This is a genomic window from Pseudomonas sp. NFACC02, assembly GCF_900110765.1.
Classification (GTDB): Bacteria; Pseudomonadota; Gammaproteobacteria; order Pseudomonadales; family Pseudomonadaceae; genus Aquipseudomonas.
The window spans coordinates 129,786-152,544 of record NZ_FOEO01000003.1 but is presented as its reverse complement, the minus strand read 5'-3'; the positions used below and the strand labels follow the sequence as shown (position 1 = coordinate 152,544).

The 22,759-nt window shown below is 61.4% G+C and carries 18 protein-coding genes; 9 read left to right on the top strand and 9 right to left on the bottom strand.

What is annotated here, in order from left to right; genetic code table 11:
- The first annotated feature begins 50 nt into the window (after positions 1 to 50).
- Together BMY73_RS04445 and BMY73_RS04440 are read left to right on the top strand one after the other, a co-directional pair.
- A complete protein-coding gene (locus BMY73_RS04445) occupies positions 51 to 773 on the top strand; it encodes an SDR family oxidoreductase (protein ID WP_092405297.1) in 723 nt (240 codons plus the stop codon).
- Positions 774 to 883: 110 nt separating this feature from the next.
- Positions 884 to 1,771, top strand: coding sequence for a LysR family transcriptional regulator (locus BMY73_RS04440; RefSeq protein WP_092405295.1), 888 nt, complete (start codon positions 884 to 886; stop codon positions 1,769 to 1,771).
- A gap of 38 nt (positions 1,772 to 1,809) precedes the next feature.
- Here the strand turns inward: BMY73_RS04440 and BMY73_RS04435 are convergent, their stop codons facing one another.
- The 5 genes from BMY73_RS04435 to BMY73_RS04415 form a co-directional block, all read right to left on the bottom strand.
- Positions 1,810 to 2,466: a peroxiredoxin-like family protein gene (locus BMY73_RS04435; RefSeq protein ID WP_092405293.1), complete on the bottom strand. Its 657-nt coding sequence runs from the start codon at positions 2,464 to 2,466 to the stop codon at positions 1,810 to 1,812.
- Positions 2,467 to 2,732: 266 nt separating this feature from the next.
- Entirely contained in the window at positions 2,733 to 2,996 is a 264-nt protein-coding gene (locus tag BMY73_RS04430) for a hypothetical protein (RefSeq protein WP_062382200.1), read from the bottom strand.
- 133 nt (positions 2,997 to 3,129) lie between these two features.
- The gene (locus tag BMY73_RS04425) at positions 3,130 to 4,146 is read right to left on the bottom strand and encodes an alpha/beta fold hydrolase (RefSeq protein ID WP_092405487.1); all 1,017 of its coding nucleotides are present in this window, start codon (positions 4,144 to 4,146) and stop codon (positions 3,130 to 3,132) included.
- 258 nt (positions 4,147 to 4,404) lie between these two features.
- A complete protein-coding gene (locus tag BMY73_RS04420) occupies positions 4,405 to 6,438 on the bottom strand; it encodes an oxidoreductase (RefSeq protein ID WP_092405291.1) in 2,034 nt (677 codons plus the stop codon).
- Positions 6,439 to 6,514: 76 nt separating this feature from the next.
- Complete coding sequence (locus tag BMY73_RS04415; protein WP_256570812.1) at positions 6,515 to 7,399, bottom strand: glycine betaine ABC transporter substrate-binding protein; 885 nt, start codon at positions 7,397 to 7,399, stop codon at positions 6,515 to 6,517.
- A 207-nt stretch (positions 7,400 to 7,606) separates the two neighbouring features.
- On the opposite strand from BMY73_RS04415, the gene BMY73_RS04410 reads away from it, so the two are divergent.
- On the top strand, positions 7,607 to 8,527 hold the full coding sequence (locus BMY73_RS04410; RefSeq protein ID WP_062382198.1) for a LysR substrate-binding domain-containing protein: 921 nt from the start codon (positions 7,607 to 7,609) through the stop codon (positions 8,525 to 8,527).
- Between the two features lie 61 nt (positions 8,528 to 8,588).
- On the opposite strand, the gene BMY73_RS04405 is transcribed toward BMY73_RS04410, so the two are convergent.
- The 4 genes from BMY73_RS04405 to BMY73_RS04390 form a co-directional block, all read right to left on the bottom strand.
- Entirely contained in the window at positions 8,589 to 10,991 is a 2,403-nt protein-coding gene (locus tag BMY73_RS04405; RefSeq protein ID WP_092405289.1) for a DUF3772 domain-containing protein, read from the bottom strand.
- Between the two features lie 193 nt (positions 10,992 to 11,184).
- The gene (locus tag BMY73_RS04400; RefSeq protein WP_092405287.1) at positions 11,185 to 12,858 is read right to left on the bottom strand and encodes a N,N-dimethylformamidase beta subunit family domain-containing protein; all 1,674 of its coding nucleotides are present in this window, start codon (positions 12,856 to 12,858) and stop codon (positions 11,185 to 11,187) included.
- Between the two features lie 52 nt (positions 12,859 to 12,910).
- Complete coding sequence (locus BMY73_RS04395; protein WP_092405285.1) at positions 12,911 to 14,236, bottom strand: MFS transporter; 1,326 nt, start codon at positions 14,234 to 14,236, stop codon at positions 12,911 to 12,913.
- 46 nt (positions 14,237 to 14,282) lie between these two features.
- On the bottom strand, positions 14,283 to 15,533 hold the full coding sequence (locus BMY73_RS04390; RefSeq protein ID WP_092405283.1) for an MFS transporter: 1,251 nt from the start codon (positions 15,531 to 15,533) through the stop codon (positions 14,283 to 14,285).
- Between the two features lie 105 nt (positions 15,534 to 15,638).
- Here BMY73_RS04390 and BMY73_RS04385 point away from each other — a divergent pair, with 105 nt between their 5' ends.
- From BMY73_RS04385 to BMY73_RS04360, 6 genes are all read left to right on the top strand, one after another.
- The gene (locus BMY73_RS04385) at positions 15,639 to 16,685 is read left to right on the top strand and encodes an AraC family transcriptional regulator (protein ID WP_092405483.1); all 1,047 of its coding nucleotides are present in this window, start codon (positions 15,639 to 15,641) and stop codon (positions 16,683 to 16,685) included.
- A 404-nt stretch (positions 16,686 to 17,089) separates the two neighbouring features.
- Positions 17,090 to 18,277 carry a methyl-accepting chemotaxis protein gene (locus BMY73_RS04380; protein WP_092405281.1) on the top strand — a complete coding sequence of 396 codons (1,188 nt, stop codon included), beginning with the start codon at positions 17,090 to 17,092 and terminating at the stop codon, positions 18,275 to 18,277.
- Between the two features lie 16 nt (positions 18,278 to 18,293).
- Entirely contained in the window at positions 18,294 to 18,662 is a 369-nt protein-coding gene (locus BMY73_RS04375; RefSeq protein ID WP_062382194.1) for a response regulator, read from the top strand.
- Positions 18,659 to 18,964, top strand: coding sequence for an STAS domain-containing protein (locus BMY73_RS04370; RefSeq protein ID WP_256570810.1), 306 nt, complete (start codon positions 18,659 to 18,661; stop codon positions 18,962 to 18,964). The genes BMY73_RS04375 and BMY73_RS04370 overlap by 4 nt, the downstream gene beginning before the upstream one ends.
- A gap of 24 nt (positions 18,965 to 18,988) precedes the next feature.
- The gene (locus tag BMY73_RS04365) at positions 18,989 to 21,097 is read left to right on the top strand and encodes a chemotaxis protein CheA (RefSeq protein ID WP_092405481.1); all 2,109 of its coding nucleotides are present in this window, start codon (positions 18,989 to 18,991) and stop codon (positions 21,095 to 21,097) included.
- Positions 21,098 to 21,124: 27 nt separating this feature from the next.
- On the top strand, positions 21,125 to 22,756 hold the full coding sequence (locus BMY73_RS04360; protein WP_062382192.1) for a methyl-accepting chemotaxis protein: 1,632 nt from the start codon (positions 21,125 to 21,127) through the stop codon (positions 22,754 to 22,756).
- Positions 22,757 to 22,759: the final 3 nt, after the last annotated feature.

Below are 22,759 nucleotides of genomic sequence, written 5' to 3'. Positions count from 1 at the left end.
CTCGACCTTCACTCGACCAGCCCCGAGACGGGCTGGTCCCAGGAGCAGTCATGGACAAGCGGACTTTTTTGATCACCGGCGCCACCAAGGGCATCGGTTTTGCGGTGGCACAAGCGCTGGCCAATGCAGGACACCGTGTTGTGGGCATCGCCAGGCACGCTGAGGGTGTCGCTTTCCCAGGGATTCTGGTCCCTGTCGATCTGAGTGATCGCAAGGCGACCGAACAGGCCCTGGCGACGCTGACCCGGCAGTATGTTTTCGACGGGCTGGTGAACAACGTTGGCCTGGTTCGCCCGCAACTGCTGGACGAAGTGGATCTGGACGACTTCGATGCGGTGATGCGGGTGAATCTGCATTCCGCGCTGCTAGCCACTCAGGCACTGCTCCCCGGTATGCGCGAGCGTCACTGGGGACGGATCGTCAACATTTCCAGTCTGACGGTGCTGGGCATCACCCATCGCACCGCCTATGCAGCCGCCAAAGCCGCGCTCATCAGCTTTACCCGGTCATGGGCGCTTGAACTGGCCACCACTGGCATCACTGTCAACGCCGTTGCGCCAGGCCCGACCGAGACCGAACTGTTTCGGGCCAACAATCCGCCCGGGAGCGAGGGCGAATTGCGCTATCTCTCGGGCGTTCCGCTGGGACGCTTCGGCAGACCGCAGGAGATCGCAGCGGCCATTGCCTTCCTGCTTTCCGAAAGCAGCGGTTTCATCACCGGCCAAACGCTGTTCGTCGACGGGGGAGCGTCCATCGGCAAAGCCGCCTTCTAGCCAGGCTTGCTTTGCGCACGGCTTGTTGAGATAAACCCACCCGCCGCGAGCGAAGCCCTGCTTCGCTCGCTTTTTGCCATGCGTTTTTTACAGGTTCAGGTGGAGCGACGATGGATCGATTGGCGGCGATGGAAACCTTTGTCAGCGTACTCGAAGCGGGGTCGTTTTCTGCGGCAGCGCGACGGCTCAACCTGGGCCAGCCCGCCGTCTCTAAAACCATCGCGCAGTTGGAGGAACGTCTCGGCGTGCGGCTATTACTGCGCTCCACCCGCGGGCTCACGTCGACTGAGGCCGGCACGGCCTACTACCAGCGCGCCAAGCGTGCCATCGAGGAGGCCCATGAAGCCGAGCTGGCAGCACGCGGTGCGGGAAGCGGCCTGCACGGCACCCTGCGAGTGTGTGCGGCGGTGACCTTTGCGCGTTTGCATGTGCTGCCGCACCTGGGGGCATTTCTCGAAGCGCATCCGGACCTGAACATCGACATCGTCCTGGATGACCGCACGGTCAACCTGGTCGAAGAGGGTATCGACGTTGCTTTGCGCATGGGCGCGTTGGCGGACTCCAACCTTACCGCCCGCAAAATCGGTGAATGTCAGAGGTTGGTACTGGCCACTCCTGCCTACGTGCAAGCCCATGGCGTACCGGCCACCCCGACGGATCTGGCGCAGCACCAGGCAGTGATTTTCACTCAGGCAGGTGGTGGCGAGCACTGGGCGTTCAAACAAGGCAGCACGGTGCAGTCGGCAACAGTGAGCGGGCGGGTACGGGTAAGCGCGGCGGAAGGTGTGCGGGCGGCGGTGCTTGGCGGGCTCGGTGTGACCTTAACGTCCCGGTGGATGTTTGCCGAAGAACTCGCCAAAGGCCAAGTGATACCTCTACTGGAGGATTGGCAATTGCCGCCGCTGGATCTGTGGGCGGTGTTCCCTACAGGGCGCCTCGCCAGCGCCAAGGCGCGTGCGTTCGTTGACTTCGTCGAACGGTTGATGGCCACGCCATAAGCAAGACCGCCCCAAGGGCGGCCTTGAAGGGCTCGCTATCAACCGCGTAAAGCAGGCAACAACTCAGTGGGCTCTGGACGCAGCGTGTAGTCGGGATTGACCTCCGCGTACAGGATGACGCCGTCCTGGCCGATCACGAAGCGGCCCGGCATCGGCAGCGTCCAGCTTTGGTCGCCATTGATGACCGGCAGGTTGTTGCCAAGGCTCAGATAGAGTTCGGCGAGGTAGTCCGGCAGCTTGAAACGAAGGCCGAAAGCCGCTGCTACTTCATTGCCACTGTCGCTGAGAATCGGAAAATCCAAGCCATTTTGACGTTGCGATTTGCGGCTGTTCGCCTGGCTTTGCGGTGAAATCGCCACCAGGCTGGCACCGCGCTCCTTAAAGGCCGGCAGCGCCCCTTCCAACGCTTGCAGCTCCATGTTGCAGTACGGGCACCAGACGCCACGATAGAAGCTGATCACCAGAGGGCCGCGAGCCAGCAGTTCAGCCGAAGAGACCAGATTGCCCTCAGCGTCGGGCAGCTCGAAAGCCGGCGCAACATCGCCAGCTTTGAGTGCTCGCTCGGCCTGGCCGCTGGCGATCAGTTCTGCGGTGGCGCGATGCATCACAGCGTGTACAGGCGCTGGAGCGTTGTAAGGAGGCTTGCCAGCAACGAAATCGGCCTTGAACGCATCCAGTCTGGCTTGAAGGGTCATGAGTGTTTCCTCGATGGTTGATGTGTCGAGGGTCATGATCCCGACACCGCCGTACACCCGGTAGAGAGGTCTCCCGCATAGGAAATATGCCCATCAGGAATGCCTGTCAGAAAGGCACCGATAAGGAAACCCTCGCCTCGGCCACCCCAAAGAAAAGCCCTCGGCAGCGGCCTGCGCGAGGGCTCTTTTGCGTCGGCTGTATTTCTCGAACCCCATTCCCGCCCGAACGTTTGTGTCATTCGGACGGTTACGAACGGAGGGTCTGTTCACAGGTGCTTCTTGGCTTCCTTGTCCAGATGCTTGTCGGCCTTATGTCGTTCCTTATCGTCATGCTTCAGGCCTTTATCTACCTCACTGGCATCGTGTTTTACACCTTTGTCGACTTCTTTGGCGTCGTGATCGACCCCTTTGTCCAGCTCTCGATTGTCATGGCGAATACCCTTCGCCACTTCGTCTTCGGCAGATGCCAATGAGACTAGGGAGCCAGAGAGCAGCAACGTGATCAGGGCTGACGAAACGAACTTGTGCATCGGGATACTCCTGCGTCAAACGCGAGGTTTCCATAACCTCATCGCTGCTCAGCGTAGACGACGAGGAGTGAAGATCAAAGGCCGCGTCTATCCCGTGAATGATCTTCAATTCAAGTTCGGTGACCTGATACAGCTAAAGCGTTTTAAGTCGAAGCCAGCTATCAATAGCACCAACAAGTTCGGCCTTGCACTCCACTGGCAGCCAATGCGCACCCGGCAGGCTCGTCAGGGTGAGGTCTGCACACGCCGCCCGCATCGGCTCGCCCAACCGATTGCCCTCGATGCTGTTCATCTGGTCGTAGTCGCCGTTCACAAACAGGACGGGCAGAGACAGCCTGCCGCCCTCCGGCGCGCGACACGCGTAGGCGATGTTGGCGTCATCGTTCAGATACCATGCACAGGGCGCGCGGAAGCCTCGCGCCTCGAATGCCTGCACCAGTACAGCGAAGTCCGTTGCTGGCCAGAGCGCCGGATCAGGCTGGGTCGGCGGGGCACGATGACGGGCGCCAAACCGCCCTCCTTTGCTTGTCACTTCGGCATTCGACGCGACCTTGCCAACACTCTCCGGGTTTGCTCTTCGATAAATTGAAGCCAGTGAGGCTGCCTTGTCCGCGTCCAGATCAGCGACGGCTGATGCGAAGTGCGTGGTGTAGTAGCGGTAATAGTCCCATTGACCGTCGGGAAACTGGCTGGCCGGATAGATCGTCCTGTCGACCAAGGGAACCAGCGTCTGCAAAGCGTTCATGGTGGGGAAATACGGCACCGAAATCAGCACCACGCCGCGACTGCGCCGTGGTTCGTGAGCCGCCAGCTCACCGGCCACCACACTGCCCCAGTCGTGGCCGACCCAGATGGCCGGCTTGCCGCCGAGATGGTCATGAAGTTCGGCCATGTCCTCCACGATGTTTTCCATCGTGTATTCATGGGTGGATTCGGGTGCGGCAGAACGGCCATAACCCCGCATATCCGGCGCAACACAGTGCCAGCCTTTTGCAGCGAAAGCGTCCATCTGCGCGCGCCAGATCAAACCCAGCTCTGGCCAACCATGCACAAACATCATCAGCGGCCCGTCAACTGGCCCGGACTCCAGATAATGCGTGGTATGGCGAGGGGTGCTGAACATCCTTGAAGTCAGTGTGGAGGTGGACATGATTGCTCCCCAGGCGTTGCCGCCAGACATCAGCACAACGGCTGTGCCCATAGTGATAAATGGGTATCGCCGACCGAGCGATAGCGCTTGGGCCAAGCGATCAGCGCTCTGGAAGCGCGGCGGACGGCCGGGACTCGACGCATTCGGCTGAAGAGTTTAGCGCCCGCCCGCGCAATTCGGTGAAAAGCTGCATCGTGCCCGTCACGAGATGTCAGTCTATCGGTGTCAGGTCAGAAAACACGGAGCGTGGCGATCCTGTCAAAGCGCCATGGACAACCTCATCCCGTCATAAATCGCCGCATGGATATCCCGACTGTTCACCGCATCACCGATCCTGAACAGCTGAAAGCCGGTGCGGCCCTCACCCAGCAATTGAGGTGCTATGTCGATAAAGGCTTGATGATCCAGTTCTCCGAGATTGCATGACAACTCCTTGAGTTCGAAATACAGATCGTCCAGCGGCAGGTTGCCGTGCTCAACCACGACCTGGTCCACCACCCGCTCACGGGTGACGTCCGCATACCGGCTACGCAGGGTCGCCACCAGCCTGCCGTTTTCACGACGCACGCCGGTCAGTTGATGACTCAAGGTCTCTTGCACGCCCTGTTCGGCAAACGCTTTCAGATAAGGCGGTGTGTTCAGCCCACCAATGTCTGGACCGAGCATGCGCTCGGACGTGACGATTTCCAGTTCGTTGCAATGATCGAGCATGAACTCTGCCGCCGTCAGCGCCTGATGACCGCCGTTGTAGTCAAACACCAGCGCCGACGCAGCAGGCTTGACGTCACCGCCCAGGATATCCCAGGTACTGACGACCAGCTCGTTCCCGTACTCAAGAATGTCGGTGTTCGGCAAACCGCCGGTGGCGATGATCACCACATCGGGCCCTGCGGCCAACACTTCGTCCTTCCCGGCATAGCAGTTGTAGCGAAATTGCACACCCAGGCGCTCACACTCGCTGACCCGCCAGTCCACCACACCGATCAACTCACGACGACGCAACGGAACGGACGCCAGCCGGACCTGCCCGCCCGCCCGGCTATTGGCTTCCAGCACCGTCACGGTATGACCGCGCTCGGCACACACCCGCGCCGCCTCCAGCCCGGCCGGGCCGGCACCGACGATCAGGACCTTGCGGACAGGGCCGCTCGACGGCGTGATTTCATGGGGCAACTGGCTCTCTCGTCCAGTCGCCGGATTATGCAGGCAGTGGGCCTGGCCGGAGATATAGATCTGGTCGATGCAATAGCTGGCCCCCACACAGGGACGAATCCTCTCCTCCTGGCCGGCGAGGACTTTGGCAATCAGGTGCGGGTCGGCGATCTGCGGACGCGTCAAGCCCACCAGATCCACCAGCCCCTCACGTAAAGCGTGGCGGGCCGTGGCGATGTCGCTGATCCGTGCCGCTTGCATCACCGGTACCGACACCGCGCGCCTCACAGCACCCGCCAACTCCAGGTGCGGTCCGGCAGGGGTGCCCATCCCGGGAATCACTCTGGAAATGCCGACATCACTGTCGATCCGCCCCTTGATGACGCTGATGAAGTCGATGCCATGATCGACCAGGGTTTGCGCAATGGCCAGTCCCTCCTCACGACCCAGCCCACCCGGCATATCATCTTCGACCACCATGCGGATGCCCACGATGAACTCGGTGCCCACCACCTTGCGGATCGCCCGCAACACCTCCAGCGAGAAATGCATGCGCCCTTCCAGGCTGCCTCCCCAACCGTCGTCACGCTGGTTTGCCGGAAGCCAGAACGCATCCATCAAATGGCCGTAGGCCTCCAGCTCGATGCCGTCCAGCCCACCCGCCTTGCAGCGTTCGGCGGCATCGGCGTAATGCTGAATGATTCGCGCCAGGTCCCAATCTTCGGCTTTTTTGGTGAAGCTGCGGTGGGCCGGCTCGCGCCCATGGCCAGGCCACACCAGCGGCAGCCAGTCAGCATGGAAATTACTGCCTCGCCAGCCAAGGTGGGTCAGCTGGCACATGATCGCGCTGCCATGTTGGTGTACACCGTCACTGAGCTCGCGCAACCAGGGCACAATTTCGTCGCGGTACATCTCAAGGTTGCCGAAGGCCGGTGGACTGTCCGGTGCCACGATGGAGGAACCGCCAATCATGGTCAGTGCAACGCCGCCCTTGGCCTTCTCTTCGTGATAGAGCCGATAGCGCTGGCGTGGCATGCCCTGGTCGGTATAGGCGGGCTCATGCGACGTGCTGACGACGCGATTGCGCAACTGCAGATGCTTGATGGCAAAGGGTTGCAGCAGTGGATCATTACTGGACATGACGATACTCGCACTGGAATCCGAGATGGCCCAAGCCTTCAGGCCTGGGCTTATTGACGAAGGCACCATCAGGCGATCACTGCGCGGCGGCGGTCGCCTGGGGTGCGAACATCGCATCGAACGTCGGCTTGTTGGCCGCGTAGTAGGCTTTTACCGCGGCGTCGGCCGAGCTGTCCTTCGCCTGCAATAACAGCGCCTCAAGCTGCGGCAGCGGTAATGTGTAGTTCTTCAGGAAGGCTGCAACGGCCGGTTCCGCTTCACGCAAACCAGGGCGACCGATGATATGCACCTGCTCGGTGCTGCCGAAAACGCCTTTCGGATCATCCAGATAACGCAGCTTCCATTTGGCGAACATCCAGTGCGGATTCCAGCCATTGAGCAGGCTCCAATGACCGCGTTCGATTTCCCGCGAGAACTGCGCGACTTCCGCCGCGCCGGACGATGACACCAGCTTGTAGCCGGTGATGCCATAGACATCGATAGCCTTTTGCGACAGCGTGAACTGGCCGGTGCCGGGTTCCGGCCCGAGAATCGTGCCGCGCAATTGCTCACGGACTTCTGGCTTGTTGAGGTCGGCAATGCTGCTCAGGGTTTCGCGGGGAATGGAATCGGGAATGGTCCATCCTATGCGCCCTTCATAGAGCACACCGAGGTCTTCCAGCTTATTCTGGTATTTATCCCAATATCCCTTGTGGGTGGTGGGCAGCCAGACCATGGGAATGAAATCGATGTCGCCACTTTCCATGGCCTTGAACTGGATTCCGATATCGGCCATCACCAGCTTCACGGGACGGTGCAGTTGCTGTTCGATAGCGTAAGCCGCGAGCTTGGCGCTGATTTCAGCATCGGGCCAGGCGACCCACCCAATCCGGATCGGCTGCGGCTCGGCCGACCAGGCGGGGCCGCCCAGCATGCAAACAGTGACTGCCATGACTTTCAGGCCGTGCGTTAGTCCTTTCATCAGCGCGTTCATGGTCACCTCAGACGGTATCGGTTTTGCTAGGTTGACAATCAGGCCAGGCCGTTGAGGCTTGAAAGGCCTGATCGTGACGGTTCCATCAGGCCAGACAACGTCAAGCGGCTCAAACGATTTAAAGTCAGGTTGCTGGATAACTTTTTGTAATGTGAATACCAACTCATTCGATCACCGCCGCTGGAGACTCTGTCGATGGAAAAACTGCGTCGTCGCCTGCCACCGCTCACTGGCCTGGTGATTTTCGAAGCGGCCGCGCGCCTGATGAGCTTCACGTTGGCGGCGCGAGAAATGTGCGTGACTCAGGCAGCGGTGAGCCGGCAGATCAGAGGGCTGGAGGACTCAATCGGGCTTCCGCTGTTCGTGCGCGGCCATCGCAATGTCAGCCTGACACCGGCAGGACGCCGGCTCTATGCCACTGTGGATCAAAGCCTGGAGCGCATTGCCGACACGGTTCACGATCTGCGCAACGGTGTCTCCGGGGTGATTACCTTCGCGGCGACCATTGGCTTTTCGACGTACTGGCTACGCCCTCGCCTTCAAGCGTTTCAACGCGCGCATCCGGACATTGGCGTGCGTCTGCTGGCGCTGGACCGCGATTTCGATCTGGTGGGGGAAAACATCGACATAGGGTTCACCACTGGCAGTGAAGGACAAGGCCCCGGTGTCAGGTTGGAGCGGCTTTTCGATGAAACGATACTGGCTGTCTGCTCACCGTCCTACCTGGGGGATCGCAAACTGCATGAACCCCGGCAATTGCTGGAGGAACGCTTGCTTCACCTGGACCGTGAACACTGGCGCTGGATTCGCTGGCCCGTGGTGGATTGGCCAGTCTGGTTGCAACAAATGGGCGTCAGGTTCGCTCATCCCACACCCGCGCTGTCGTTCAACAACTCTGCGCTGTTATTTCAAGCCGCACTGGAAGGCGAAGGCATCGCGCTAGGATGGGGAGCGATGATTGACGACCTGCTGGAGTCAGGCGCCCTCGTTCAGGTGCTCCCCCATGAGTACCGTACCAGTCGGGGTTATTACCTGGCGCTTAACCCCACCAGCATCGGTGTTTCGGAGGCCGAGGTGTTTCGTGACTGGTTGTTGGCGGACATGGCCCGCCGCTGATGCCATCCACCCTTTTAACCTTCTGTGCGTGTTAAGGAATCATCGAGAGAATCGCAGTCCGTCACGGCTCGGGCTGCAGTTTCTCCCCACTGTCGCTGGTGACCAGCACCATGCTCTGCGGTGACGACAAGGCAATGCCCAACTCGCGCAGGCGTCCGAGGACGGTGAACAGCAGGTCGCTGCGGGCACCCCCGACCGATCGCGGGCTGTTGGCGTAGCCGCTGACGGCGATGATCACTCCGGTGTTCGTCAGGTCCTTGAAGGTCACCGAGGGCGCCGGGGTGTCGAGTATCGCTTCATGCTCGGTAAACGCCTGCAACAGCAGGTCACGGATCTTCAGCACGTCGGTGTCCAGCGGCAGCGTCAGGGTGATGCCGACCACACCCAGTGCATTGCCCATGGTCACGTTGCGCACGTTTTGTGTGATGAACTGGGAATTGGGCACGATCACCGTGGACCGGTCGGACATCTGGATTTCTGTCGCACGCACGTTGATCCGACGGATGTCCCCTTCCACCCCGGCCAGGCTGACCCAGTCGCCCACCTTGACCGGCCGTTCGGTCAGCAGAATCAGCCCGGAAATGAAGTTTTGCACGATGGCTTGCAGACCGAAACCAATACCCACGGACAGCGCGCTGACCACCCAGGTCAAGTTGGTGAGGCTGACATGCAGCGTGGACATCACCACGATCGCGAGCAGGACGACGCCGATGTAACCGACCAGCGTCACCAGCGATGCGCGCATACCGGCGTCCATGTTGGTTTCCGGCAGCAGCCGTTCGGCCAGCCAGTCCTTGAGGATCCGGATGCCCAGCATCCCGAAGATCAGAACGCCGATGGCCAGCAGAATGTCGCTGGGCGCAATGTCCAGACCGCCCAGGGGTTTGTTGCCAAAATTCAGCTGAGTGAACCCTTCGAGCAATTCACCCGGACTGGAACCCGACGGCATGAAGGCGAGCACGACCGTGGTGAACAACAGCAACGTTCGGCCAATCCCCGCGAGCGCGGTGCTGGCTTGCGCCTGATGATGGGGCGAGAGGCCCAACGCGGCGCCGAGAGCCTCGCCACCGGGCTGCTTGGGCGACAGCAGGGTTTCGCAGATATCACCAAAACAGGCAATCAGGAGGTAACCGGTCGCAGACACCACGCTTAGCCAGAGCAGCTTCACGGTCAGGAAGTACGCCAGCGTGAGGTATCCGGCCAGCAACGCCAACAGACTGATCCCCACCCAGACCGCCACCACGAAAGGGATCAGGCCGGCGAAACCGGGCAGACGCTCCAGCCCCTGCTTGCGTCGTGTTCGGCGATAGCGCAGCAAGGTGAAAAAGAACACCAGCGAAACCGCCAGCGCGGTCAGGCCGTTCACCGCCACGGTCAGCGCCAGGGTACTGGCGATGACGCTGTTGATGCGCTCCAGGGTGCCGGTGATCACCAGCACCAGCGCCAGCAACACCGGAAAATGGCTGATGGCCTCGGCGATCGGATCAGGTATCTGCGGTAAACGCCACGAGGGATGAGAACGCATCAACAAGCCACGCCCGAGGCCGACAATGAAGGCGCAGAAGATGATCAGCGTCTGCATCTGATTCAGCAGGTTGACCACGTCCGCGCTCAACACCGCATGGGTGTCGATTCCCCAACGGAGTAAGGACGTTGCGGCACCGATGGTCAGAATGGTCGTCAGCCCAACGGTCAGCGCCAGCGCACTGCGTCGCAGACGCCCCTCCGGCAGCCAGCGAATCATCAACCAGATCAGCAAGCGCTCCATCAGGCGCCGGCCCACGACCCAGATCAGCAACGCACCGATCAGAACACAGGAGAAGAAAAAACGCTTGCCCGGGGCCAGGGCGGTGCTGGCGGCGCTTTTGATATCGTCGAGCAGCCCGCGCAGACGACCCAGGTCGTCATCGCTCGGGCGGATCATGGTTGACCAGAACACCGTACTGAGCGGGCTGGCCGAACGGGTTGTGATCTGGGAGTCGAAGAGGCTGCGGCGCAAGCTGGAGATCTGACTGGCCAGGTCGCGAGCCGACTGACTCAACGTCGTGGTCTGACGCTGGTCGTCCATCAGCGCATTCTTCTTCGTCGTCAGTGTTTTACGCTGACTGCTGATGGTTTGCGGCTCGTCAGGCTGTGGCGCACCCAGAATATTCAACTGGTCATTGACGTGCTCGATGCGGGTGGCTTGCTGGGCGACGAGTGTATCAGCCTGTTTCTGCACCTGAAGTGCGGCCTGACGCAAATCCGAGAGCACGTCATCATTGGCGCTTCCTGAGACTTTTTGCCGGATCTGATCAAGCTGGTCGTTGAGCTGCTCCAGCGTCGGCCCCTCATCGGGAGGCTGCAACGTGCTGACGTCGCTAACCGGGTCGGGACTCGATTGCGCCAGGGCTGGCACGGTGAAACAAAGCGACATCAGAACAACCAATCCAGCAACGAAGCGGTTCAGCATGACGGGCTGCATTCTCATTACCTGTTATGGGCGGCGGCACGAAAGCCTGCCTGCGCCGGCGGCTTATAGATTCGGACGCCAGTTTAGGCAAGCCGGGGCGTGGCCGCATCCCCCCTGATCCATTTAACCGGTCATGAGCGAAAAGAACGCGATGAGTCCCGCTCATCTCATCGATCACAACAAGGCGGCGATCCGATTGCACGCGTCATATATCCCCACCACGCTTATCCGCAACGGCCAGAAATGTATTCAGCACGTTTTGGGTAATGGTCACGGTGTAGCTGTCTCCCAGCATCAGGCCATGTACCCATTCGCAAGTGGCCGCCGTAAACACCTCGCCTCGGCCCTTGTGGAAATGCACCACCATGCCGGCGCCACGGCTGTGTTGCTCAATGCTCGCCTGGCACAGGTCGGGCGCCAGGATTGAAGCCCTGTACCGCGCATCGCCGTCGCCCAGCATGAAGGAATACGCATCCTCGGGCCGGCCCTGCTCGGCATTGGTCGCCCATCCCATCGCGAGGATTTCAAGACCCGGTGGCGCGCCGTCCGTGCCAAGCGGTTGTGGAAGGCCGTCGACAAAGGTGTATTCGAGGCCATCCACCTCATAACCGAAGATGCTGGCGTCTTCTCCGAAACTGTCGGCATACCCCAGCCCGGTCCCCTCGAATGCCCAGTGCTGCGGCCGAAAAACCGTGTATCCCCGCGGGCTACGGGGAGCCATGCCGCCAAATCCCGCATATATCCCCCGCAACGCATTGACCCCGAAGGTGCTGGCGCCAGGATGCCCCACGCGCGGGTCCTCCCACGCGCTGGTCAATGCGCCGGGGTCGGTCTCCGCCACCGGGTCAAAGGCAACAGCATCGTACTTGTAGGCTATTTGCCGGTGGCCGCCGCTCTCCAGGCGGATCTGCCACATGAAATTTCCGGCAAAGCGAGCAATCTTGCCGCCCTCCTCGACAAATGCATCGACGTGGTCGCGCATGTCTCGCGTCCAATATTCATCGTGCCCGACGAAGACCGCGCAGACATACCCCTCGAGCGCGTGCGGATCGCGATGCAAGTCGTCCTGAGTGAGGATATCGATCACGTAACCCTGTTGCTCTGCCCAGATCACAAAAGGTCTTTCGTAGGAGGCCCATCCTGCCAGCGCGTAATACTTGCTGAAGCCGTTGAGGGAGGCCCATTCGATGAACTCGTAGCGCGCGGGTCCTGGTTTCCCGGGGCGCTTGGCGTTGACCGAACGTGGCGCGTCCTTGGGCAGCCAGACCTGCCCGCGGGCCCAGGGCCGTTGTGTCGACAACACCGGTGAGCGGCCGCGGGGTGTCTGCGGATGAAGACCGAAATAGTGATTGGCCCCGCCCCAGTCGTTGTAAGCGGCCCAGGTCGATGTGGCGGCGACGAGCGCCAGCGCATGCGGGCGCTTGTGCGCTGCCTTGACGATGAACAGATGATGCCCGAGCACACTGTCGGCACTGTCCAGAATTTCCACGCCGTAAGCGCCGGGTTCGACGTCCGCCGGGATGGGCCATTGCATAAAGACTGGCCATTGGCAGCCGTGCTCGTAGACGCGCTCGGGCAACGGGTGGAAGCAGGCATCGAGCCAGCCGGTTTCATGTACGGTGCGCACAAGCGCGGCGTCACGATAGATCCTGAGCTTCACCTGCGCACTGTTAGACGAGAGGTACAGGCGCACGGTGTCGCCGGGACGGTATGAACGCTGGTCGGAATAACACCAGGCCGCCGCCGGGCCAGCCTCTGACGGAACTTCGACCCAGATCTCCCGCGCCGCCTGACGCGGTCCCGAGGTCTGGCTGACGGTCACGCCCGCGCCGGGTCGTTCGCCCCGTGCTGCGCTATTTTTCAGGTCGATTGAACGCATGCGTGAGCTTCCTTTTATTCAGTGATGGGACGGATAGAGAGACGCCAAAGACTCACTCTCTCGACGTCATCGGCGGACATGGCTCGACACGTGTCCGAGTGGAGTGGGCAACGATCTGCGCCAGATCGATACCCGCCGTTTCCTTGATGAGAAAACCCGCCATCACCGTGACCAGGCCCAGCCCCATCACGTAACCGATGTACAGATAGCCGAGACCTGCGCCAGTGAGATAGCTGTGTAAATAAGGCGCAGTGCCGCCGAAGATCGCCACAGAGACCGACGAGACAAACCCCACGCCCTGTGCCCTTGCCTGGGTCGGCACCTGCTCCGACAGAACGGCGGGGAAAATCGCCGCAATCAATGACCAGGCGCCCAGCCCCAGCACCTGAGCGAGAAACAGGGTATGGGGTTCGGTGGTGACCATTACCGAGATCGGATACGTCAGCACCACCACGCCCACGCCCCAGGCGATGACCATCGGCTTGCGACCCAGCCGGTCGGACAGCATTCCGCAAACCGGCAGCCAGCACACGCAGAGGATCTGCGCCAACAGACTCGCCAGATAGGCCCCGTTGGCGTCCATCCCTTGAGCGATGGCCGTCGCAGCGCCGAACGTGACCCAGGCGTAGTACGTGACATTGGCGGCTGCGGCGAGCATGACGATGTTGCGCGAGATTCGCAGCACCTCGCCCCTGGACAGCCTGGGCGAAGATCGCGATTGCGCCTGTTGCGCGACGAAAACGTGGGACTCCTGCGCACCGCGTCGCAGGAACAGCGCATAGATACCCAGTACCCCGCCGATACCGAAGCCGATTCGCCAGCCGTACTCGCTCATGCCCTGTGCCCCACAGAGCCAGGTCAGCACCGCAGCCACGCCGGTGGCGGCCATGACCCCCAGCGTCACCCCGATGTAGAGCGAACTGGACCACAATCCGCGGTGTTTGCTGGGGGCGATCTCTGCGACATAGGTGTAGGACACCCCGGTTTCGCCGCCATGGGCGAGGCCCTGCATCAGCCGGAAAAACAGCAGGGCCACCGAGGCATACAACCCGATGCTTTGATACCCGGGAATGACGGCAATGCCCAGGCTGCTGATCGCCTGGAGCATCATGGTGATGATCAGGATGGTCCGGCGCCCCAAGCGATCGCTCAGATGACCAAACAGCAGGCCACCGACCGGCCGGGCGACGAACCCGACGGCAAACACGGCGAGCGTTCCGAGCATCGCGGACCTGGCATCCGTCTTGTCGAACAGATTACTCGCCAGGTAGACCGAGAACGTTGCGTACAGCGTCCAGTCGAACCATTCGAGCGCGTTGCCTATACCGGCCGCGCGCAGGGATTTGAGGCGTCCTTGACGAGACGTCGGCTCATTCATGTTTTATCTCCAGCTCAGGGAAGTTGTCAGCGCCTGACACGGCGGGTCAGAGGTGCAGCTCAGGTTTGGTTTCGGGGCGCTGACGGGGTGTCTTCACCCGGACACACACTGCAATCAGCAACGCTGCCAAGAGCATCAATACCCCCGCCGCGACGAATACTCCTGCGATGCCGCTGAAGCTGAACATGGCGCCGCCCGCGGCTGCTCCCACGGCGATAGACGACTGCACCGACGCCACCACCATGCCGCCGGCACTTTCCGCCTGATCGGGTACAGCGCTGGCGACCCAGTTCGACCACGCCACCGGGACACCGCCAAATGCCAGCCCCCAGACAGCCAGCAACGCCGCCTGCCCGGGCACCGATGCGGGCAACAGCACCAGTGCCAGTGCCGTCAGCCCCACCAGCGTCGGCATCAAAACCAGGGTGAGCCGTTGGCTACGCTCAAGCAGCCAGCCGGCCAGCAACGTGCCGATGAAATTCGCCACGCCAAAACCCAGCAGCATCAACGCCAGCGCTTGCGGACCAACGCCGGTGGTGCTTTCAAGGAACGGGCGGATATAGGTGAACAGCGCAAAGTGGCCACAGTGGACCAGCACGCAACCGAACATTCCCATTGCAATGCCTGGACGGCGCAGCACGTCGAGGACCGTCCGCAGGCGTGCCGGTCGGCGTGCAGACAAGGCTGGCAAGGTGAATGACTGGAACGCCAGGGTCAGTACCCCCACGGCCGCCGCTGCCAGAAACGCGCTACGCCAGCCGTACAACCCGCCCAGGTAGCTGCCCAGCGGAACCGCAACCACCGTACCCACGGCAATGCCGCTAAAAATGATCGAGAGCGCGCGGGGTAACAACGCTGCCGGCACCAGTCGCATCGCCACCGCCGCCGCCATGCTCCAGAAACCGCCCAACGCGATCCCCAGCAGAATGCGCATGGCTAACAGAACCGCCAGGCTGGAGGAAACGGCCACCAGCAGATTGGAAGCGATCATCAGCGTGGAAAAGCCCAACAGCACCAGGCGTCGGTCGATACCGCGGGTCAGGCCCGGCGCCAACAGGCCCGCGAATAGCGCCACGACGGCGGTCACTGTCACTGCCTGTCCGGCCAGCGCTTCGGACACGCCCAAGTCGACCGCCATCGGTGTCAACAGGCTGGCCGGCAGGTACTCGGCGGTCAGCAATCCGAACACGCCCATCGCCAGTGAGAACACGGCCAGCCAGGCGGCGGTGGCCGGCTCTTCATCGGTCTCGGCGCCACGCTGGCGTTCGGGCACGGCATCACAAACACAGTGAGTCATTGCAGGGGTCTCCAGATTTTCAATGCGATCCGGAGTCTAGGCCCGTGAAACTGGATGATCTATGATTGGGAATCTTCATTTTTTGATCAAAACACCGGAGAGATGATGCCTGCCGATCCGTTTGCCCTGTCCTCGGACTTCATCAATGAGCTATTGCGCGGCATGCGTCTGAGCGGTGTTCAGTACCGCCGCATCCAGGCGGGCCCGAGCTTTGGCCTGGGCTTCGCGGCAAAGCCGGGGCATGCCTGGTTCCACTTCCTGGCGGTCGGCAGCGCGGTGCTGCGTATGGAAGACGGAACCACTTATGGGCTGTCGGCGGGAAACGCCGTGTTCATCTCCCACGGCGCGGCGCACCAATTGCTGTCGGCGGAGGACCACCCCATCAAGGACATCGACAGCTTCGACGGCGCCCCGCTCGGTGACACCATCAGTGCCGTGGATACGGAAACCGACGCCAATCCCCTGCCGAGCACGATCATGTTCAACGGCTGTATGGCGTTCGAACTGGGCAGCATTCATGGCCTCGGCACACTGATGCCAGGCCTGATGCTGATCGACGCCGGCGGCCAACGTTATCCGGGGCTGGTGCCCATCCTCGCCACCATGGAGCGCGAGGTCAGTGCCGCGCGCGTGGGCTTTGCCGGGATCCTCGCGCGTCTGGCCGATGTGGTGGCCGCCATGGTCGTGCGCGGCTGGGTGGAGTGCGCCTGTGGTAACGCCTCTGGCCTGGTGGCGGCGTTGCGCGATCCGCGCCTGGGCCGCGCGCTTGTTGCTCTGCATCAACATCCGGGACGCGACTGGACCGTTGCGCAACTGGCGGACCAGTGCAATACCTCTCGCTCAGTCTTCGCCGACCGATTCCAGGCCACGATCGGTATGTCGCCGCTGCGCTATGTCACCGAACTGCGGATGAGGCTTGCCAGTCAGTGGCTGACCCTCGAACGGCTCCCGATCGAGGAAGTCGCCCAGCGATTGGGCTATACATCGCAGGCGGCTTTCAGCCGCGCCTTCAAGCGAGTCACCGGCCAGCCGCCTGGTTTGAGTCGCCAATTAAAAAAAGCCCGGCTCACGACCACAGCCTTGCATGGGCGGCCGCCTGCCATCGGCCTCTCTGGCCCCATTCATTCAGTGCAGGACACCGTCCCGTCTTAAGGTCCAGCATCGCGTTCGGCCAGATGCCAGTGATAGCTGACAGGGGTTCCCCAAATCACCCGGGACGCGCGTTTGACACTGCAAGCAGCCGTCGACTTCAAGACTTCAATTCTTTACACACCGGACCACGGCAAGCACTGCAGAGCGTTGTACAGATTCAGCGCAGATCATCTGTCTGACACCCCCTCCGCAAAATCGCCTCTACCGCCCGGCACGTCTGCTCGACAAGACCCGCCGTTGCGGCAAGCGAAACGGTCAAGACTTGATCAGGCGCTTTGCGCTGTACAAGGCCTGTACAGGTTTAGGATCCAATGCGACGAACGGCGCTACTCCAAGGGTCAAGTTTTGTGACGCGTTGGTGATAACTACATTGCGTCACTCATCAAAATTGCGGTTGCCCAGCTATGGAATTGCGTATGCCTACGTCAAGGAATGTCGGTCTTTTCACCCTGCTCGCCCCCGGTTTTTTTGCAGGTCTTGCAGCGTGGGGAACGCTGACCGCGCTGGCGGGGGGCGCATTGTCATGGGTATCGATACTCGCGTGCACAGGGGTCCCGGGTGTGTTCCTGGGACTCTACACCGCATGGATCGTGCGCCGCGTCGAGCGCCAGTCGGGCCTGCGCCGTTCCCATGAGGAAACGCATTCGCGCCCCTTGGAGCAGCCCCCAACGCCAGCACTTCAGGTGCTCTGTGAGCAGGCGCTGCCGATCTGGGTCCGGCAAATCGACACCTCCCGCGAGCAGACCGAGCAGGCGATTTCTGACCTGACCTCGCGATTCGTGGACATTTCTCGGCGCCTGGATGACACCGTCCGCGCTTCAAAGCTCGCCGCCGACGGCGGTGCTACGGGCGCCGGCAGCCTGACCACCAGCGCCTCTGAGCTGGATCAGGTGGTGGAGTCATTGCGCTTCTCCCAGCAGAGCCGCGACGAGATGCTCGGCGAAGTCCGTAACCTGACGTCCTACACCGGTGAACTCCGGTCCATGGCCTCCGACGTAGCCGCCATCGCAGCCCAGACCAACCTGCTCGCGTTGAACGCAGCGATCGAAGCGGCGCGCGCCGGAGAAGCGGGACGAGGTTTCGCGGTGGTTGCCGACGCGGTACGCACCCTTTCCAGCCAGTCCAGCGAGACCGGTCAGAAGATGTCAGCCAAGGTCGACATCATCAATGCGGCAATCACTCGCTTGGTGGAGGTCGCAGGCGAAAGCAGCGAGCGCAGCAACGACAGTGTCAGCGCGTGCCAGGGCACCATCGAAGGTGTGCTCGCCCGTTTCGGTTCGATCACCGATCAATTGCGTCAATCCACCGATGGCTTGCTCAACGAAAGCGCGGGCATCGGTCAGGAAATCAGTGAGGTGCTGGTCGCTCTGCAATTTCAGGACCGTGTCAGCCAGATTCTGAGTCAGGTGCGCGAACGCATGAATGCCCTTTACGACGAACTGCAGCAAGCCCGGCTCAATGACCAGCCACTGATACTGGATGCCAACGTTTTCATGGCGGAAATGGAACGCGGCTATGCGATGCGCGAACAGCGCCAGAACCACGCAGGCAAGTCCACCAAACCCGCCGAAGACACGATTACTTTTTTCTAACATCACAGGAGGCCGCATGGCCAAGACAGTACTGGTAGTGGACGATTCCGCGAGCATTCGTCAAGTGGTGGGCATCACGCTGAAAAGCGCAGGTTACGACGTTATCGAAGCCTGCGACGGCAAGGATGCGCTGGGCAAACTCACCGGACAGAAAGTCCATCTGATGATCAGCGACGTGAACATGCCAAACATGGATGGCATTACCTTCGTCAAGGAAGTGAAGAAGCTGGCGGCGTACAAATTCACGCCCATCATCATGCTGACCACCGAATCGCAGGAAAGCCGCAAGCAGGAAGGACAGGCCGCCGGCGCCCGGGCGTGGGTGGTCAAGCCCTTCCAGCCCGCACAGATGATGGCGGCCGTCGCCAAGTTGATTCTGCCGTGATAGCCGCCGAGAGCCAGAACGGCGTCACGCGAATGGCCGTGCAAGGCGAGATGACCATCTACACCGCGGCTGAACTGGCGGCGGCGTGGCGGCCATGGCTGGCGAACCCGCAAAGCTGGGAGCTGGACCTCACTCAGGTGCCCGAGATGGACGGTGCCGGATTGCAGTTGCTGCTGCTGGCTCAGCGCGAGTTATCCGCAGCGGGGGTCGCACTGAGTCTGCTCGCGACAAGCCCGGCGGTCGAGCAGGTGCTCGAGCTTTGCAGACTCAACTCGCACTTTCAGGGACAACACCGGGCCTGATGGGCCCTTACGATGGACAGTGCCGTGAATATCAATCTTGATCAGGCTTTTCAGACGTTCATCGCTGAAGCGCGTGAGCTGCTGCAGGATATGGAGCAATCCTTATTGCAGCTGGAACACGCGCCAGACGATGCCGATCAGCTCGCCAGCATCTTTCGCGCAGCCCACACCATCAAGGGCTCGGCGGGGCTGTTCGGGCTGGAACCCATTGTCGGATTCGCGCATGTCGTCGAGGATGTGCTGGACCGATTGCGTGACGGTCAGATTCACGCCAACCGCGACCTCACAGCCTTATTGCTGGGCTGCAACGATCATCTGCTGGAGTTGATCGAAGTGGTGGCGGTACGCGGCGCGGCGCTGAGCGCCGACAGCCTTGAGCGGGACGCGAGCTTGCGGGAAAGACTGCGCGGATTTCGCGAACCGGCGCGCGAGCTGGAATCTGCGTCCACGGTTGACAATTGCGCCTCGGCGGCCTGGCACATATCGGTGCGTTTCGGAATCGACGTCCTGCGTAACGGCATGGATCCGCTGTCATTCCTGCGCTACCTCGGCTCGCTGGGTGAGATAAGGGGCGTGGCGACTTACAGCGAAGGCATCCCTCCGGCTGCCGACATGGACGCCGAGAGCTGCTATCTGGGTTTTGAAATCAGCCTGCTTTCGGACCGCGACGAGACCGCCATCGCAGAAGCCTTCGAATTCGTGCGCGATGAGTGTCGGCTATTCATTTTTGCCCCCGAAACGCCCATCGACACCTACCTGCAGTGGATACAGGACGCCGGGGACGAAAGTCACTGGCTTGCCGATGCGCTGATCCGTTGCGGCACCCTGAGCAGCGAGGATTTTGCGGTTACGGAGCGGCCTGCAACCAGCGAGGGCTCAGCTACGGTCGCCACCGCCGCAGAGAAGCCCGCCGCCGACAATCGCAGCCAGCGTTACATTCGGGTTCGCTCCGATCAATTGGAACGGCTGATTGATCTGGCCGGTGAACTGATCACCGTTGGCGCAGGCGCTCAGCTGATGGCCCGGGAAACCGGTAACGACGCCCTGACGGAGGCGACGTCCACAGTGGTTGCCCTGGTCGAGCAACTGCTCGATGGCGCGCTGGCCATGCGCATGGTGCCGATTGGCGACACCTTCAATCGTTTTCAGCGCGTGGTGCGCGATGTCAGCGAAGAACTGGGCAAGGAAATCGACTTGCTCATCAGCGGTGCCGACACCGAGCTCGACAAGGCGTTGGTGGAACGCATCGGCGATCCGCTCATGCATCTGGTGCGCAATGCCATGGATCATGGCATCGAAATGCCGCAGGTCCGCCTTGCCGCGGGAAAACCGGCGCGAGGACAGCTGCAACTAAACGCGTTTCACGATTCCGGCAGCATCGTCATTGAGTTGATCGACGACGGAGCAGGACTCAATCGTGAGCGGATTCTGGCAAAAGCCCGCGACAGAGGTTTGATCGGTGCTGTCGATCCAAGTGAACGCGAGTTGCTGAACCTGATCTTCGAACCGGGATTTTCCACCGCCGACACGGTGACCAATCTGTCCGGGCGCGGCGTCGGCATGGACGTGGTCAAGCGCAACATTACCAGCTTGCGCGGCAGCATCGATTTGTACAGTCAGCCCGGCCAGGGCACGACCGTGCGCATCCGCCTTCCACTGACCCTGGCGATGATTAACGGCCTTCTGGTCGAAGTGGCCGGTGGCGGCTTCGTCGTGCCCCTCGACGTGGTCCATGAGTGCATCGAACTGCCCGCTGGAGAACGAGAGACCCTGCGCGAGCGCGGCCATATCGACCTTCGCGGGGAGGTCCTGCCGCTGATTTTCCTGCGCGAACACTTGGCGCTGGAAGGCAGTCCGTCGCGGCGCGAAAACGTGGTGGTGGTCAAGGCCCAAGGGCAAAAAGCCGGACTGGTGGTGGACCGCCTGATGGGTGAACACCAGACCGTCATCAAACCCATGGGCGCGCTGTTCGGCGGCCTGCGGGGCATCAGTGGCTCCAGCATCCTGGGCAACGGCAGCGTGGCCCTGATCCTCGACATCCCCGCATTACTCAAAGTCCTGATCGAGCAGCACAGTGGACAAAGACCACGCTCGGTCGGGCCAACTTCATCGCTTTTTCGTAACGCCATTTAGGCCGGGGCACGCCCCAAGGAAGTCATCATGCAATGGTTCGCCAATCTTAAAATTTCCACCAAATTGCTCACCTCGTTCATTGCGGTGCTGTCACTGAGCGTCGTCATGGGTGTCTTTGCCATCTACGAGCTGGCGCAGGTCAATTCCACGTCCACTGAAATGAAGCAAAACTGGATTCCTTCCATGCGCACTGCCGCTGGTTTGCGCTTTAACCTGACGCAATACCGGACCCGTGAAGCCCGCCATATCCTGGCTGAAGACGCCGATAAACCAGCGATCGAAGCGCAGGCGGGGCAATCGCGTGCGGACGCACTCAAGCGCCTGGCTGATTACGCACCGCTGGTGGCGAGTCCCACGGAGCAGCAGTTGATCGATTCAGTGACCGCTGACATGAACGCCTATTTCACTGTGAGCAACACCATGCTCGGCTATTCGCGCCAGGACCAGATGCAGGAGGCTCGCGCCCTGCTCAATGGTGAGTCGAAAGCGCTCTTCGACCGCGTTTCCGACGCCCTGGGTCGTCTGGTGCAACTCAACGACGATGGCGCCAATGCTGCCAGTGCAAAGGGCGACAGCATTTATGCCAGCGCGCGTCTGGCCATCATCAGCGTTCTGGCGGTCGCCCTGCTGCTGGGGCTGTTCATGGCCTGGTACGTCTCGCGCATCATTTCGCGCCCGATCAAACAGGCTGCTGAACTGGCAGGTCGTCTGGCAGAGGGTGATCTGACGGTCTCGCTGCAACCTGCAAGCCGGGACGAGACAGGTCAACTGATCGGCGCCATGCAGAACATGGTAAGCAAGTTATCGCGCATCATTGGCGAAGTCCGCCATGCGGCCGATGGCCTCGCCAGCGCCTCGGAAGAAGTCAGTGCCACCGCGCAGTCCATGAGCCAGGCCACCAGCGAGCAGGCCGCCAGCGTCGAAGAGACCAGCGCGTCGGTCGAGCAGATGAGCGCCAGCATCAATCAGAACACCGACAACGCCAAAGTGACCGACGGCATGGCCAGCAAGGCGGCCCGTGAAGCGACAGAGGGCGGCAAATCGGTCGAGCAGACCGTCGCGGCCATGAAGAAAATCGCCCAGCGCATCGGCATCATCGACGACATTGCCTATCAGACCAATCTGCTGGCGCTCAATGCGGCCATCGAGGCGGCCAGGGCCGGCGAACATGGCAAGGGCTTCGCTGTGGTCGCGGCGGAAGTGCGCAAACTGGCCGAGCGCAGCCAGGTCGCCGCGCAGGAAATCGGCGAGCTCTCCACCAGCAGCGTCGACCTGGCTGAACGCGCCGGCGCCCTGCTCGGCGAGATGCTGCCATCGATCAGCAAAACCTCCGACCTGGTCCAGGAGATCAGCGCGGCTTCGGAAGAACAGGCGGCGGGCGTTGCGCAGATCAACATTGCGATGGTGCAGCTCAACCAGGTGACCCAACAGAACGCGTCCAGCAGCGAAGAACTGGCCGCCACCGCCGAAGAAATGAGCAGTCAGGCCGAGCAGCTGCAGCGCGCCATGGGCTTTTTCAAGGTGGAGGCAGAAGGCGTCGTCACTGCCCAGACGGCACTGAGCCGCGCCAAGACTCAGTACCCCGCCACCCCGCGGCTCAAGCCCCGCTCCGCCCAGCCCGCGCTGGAACTCAACGAAGCCGAATTCACCCACTTCTGAGGA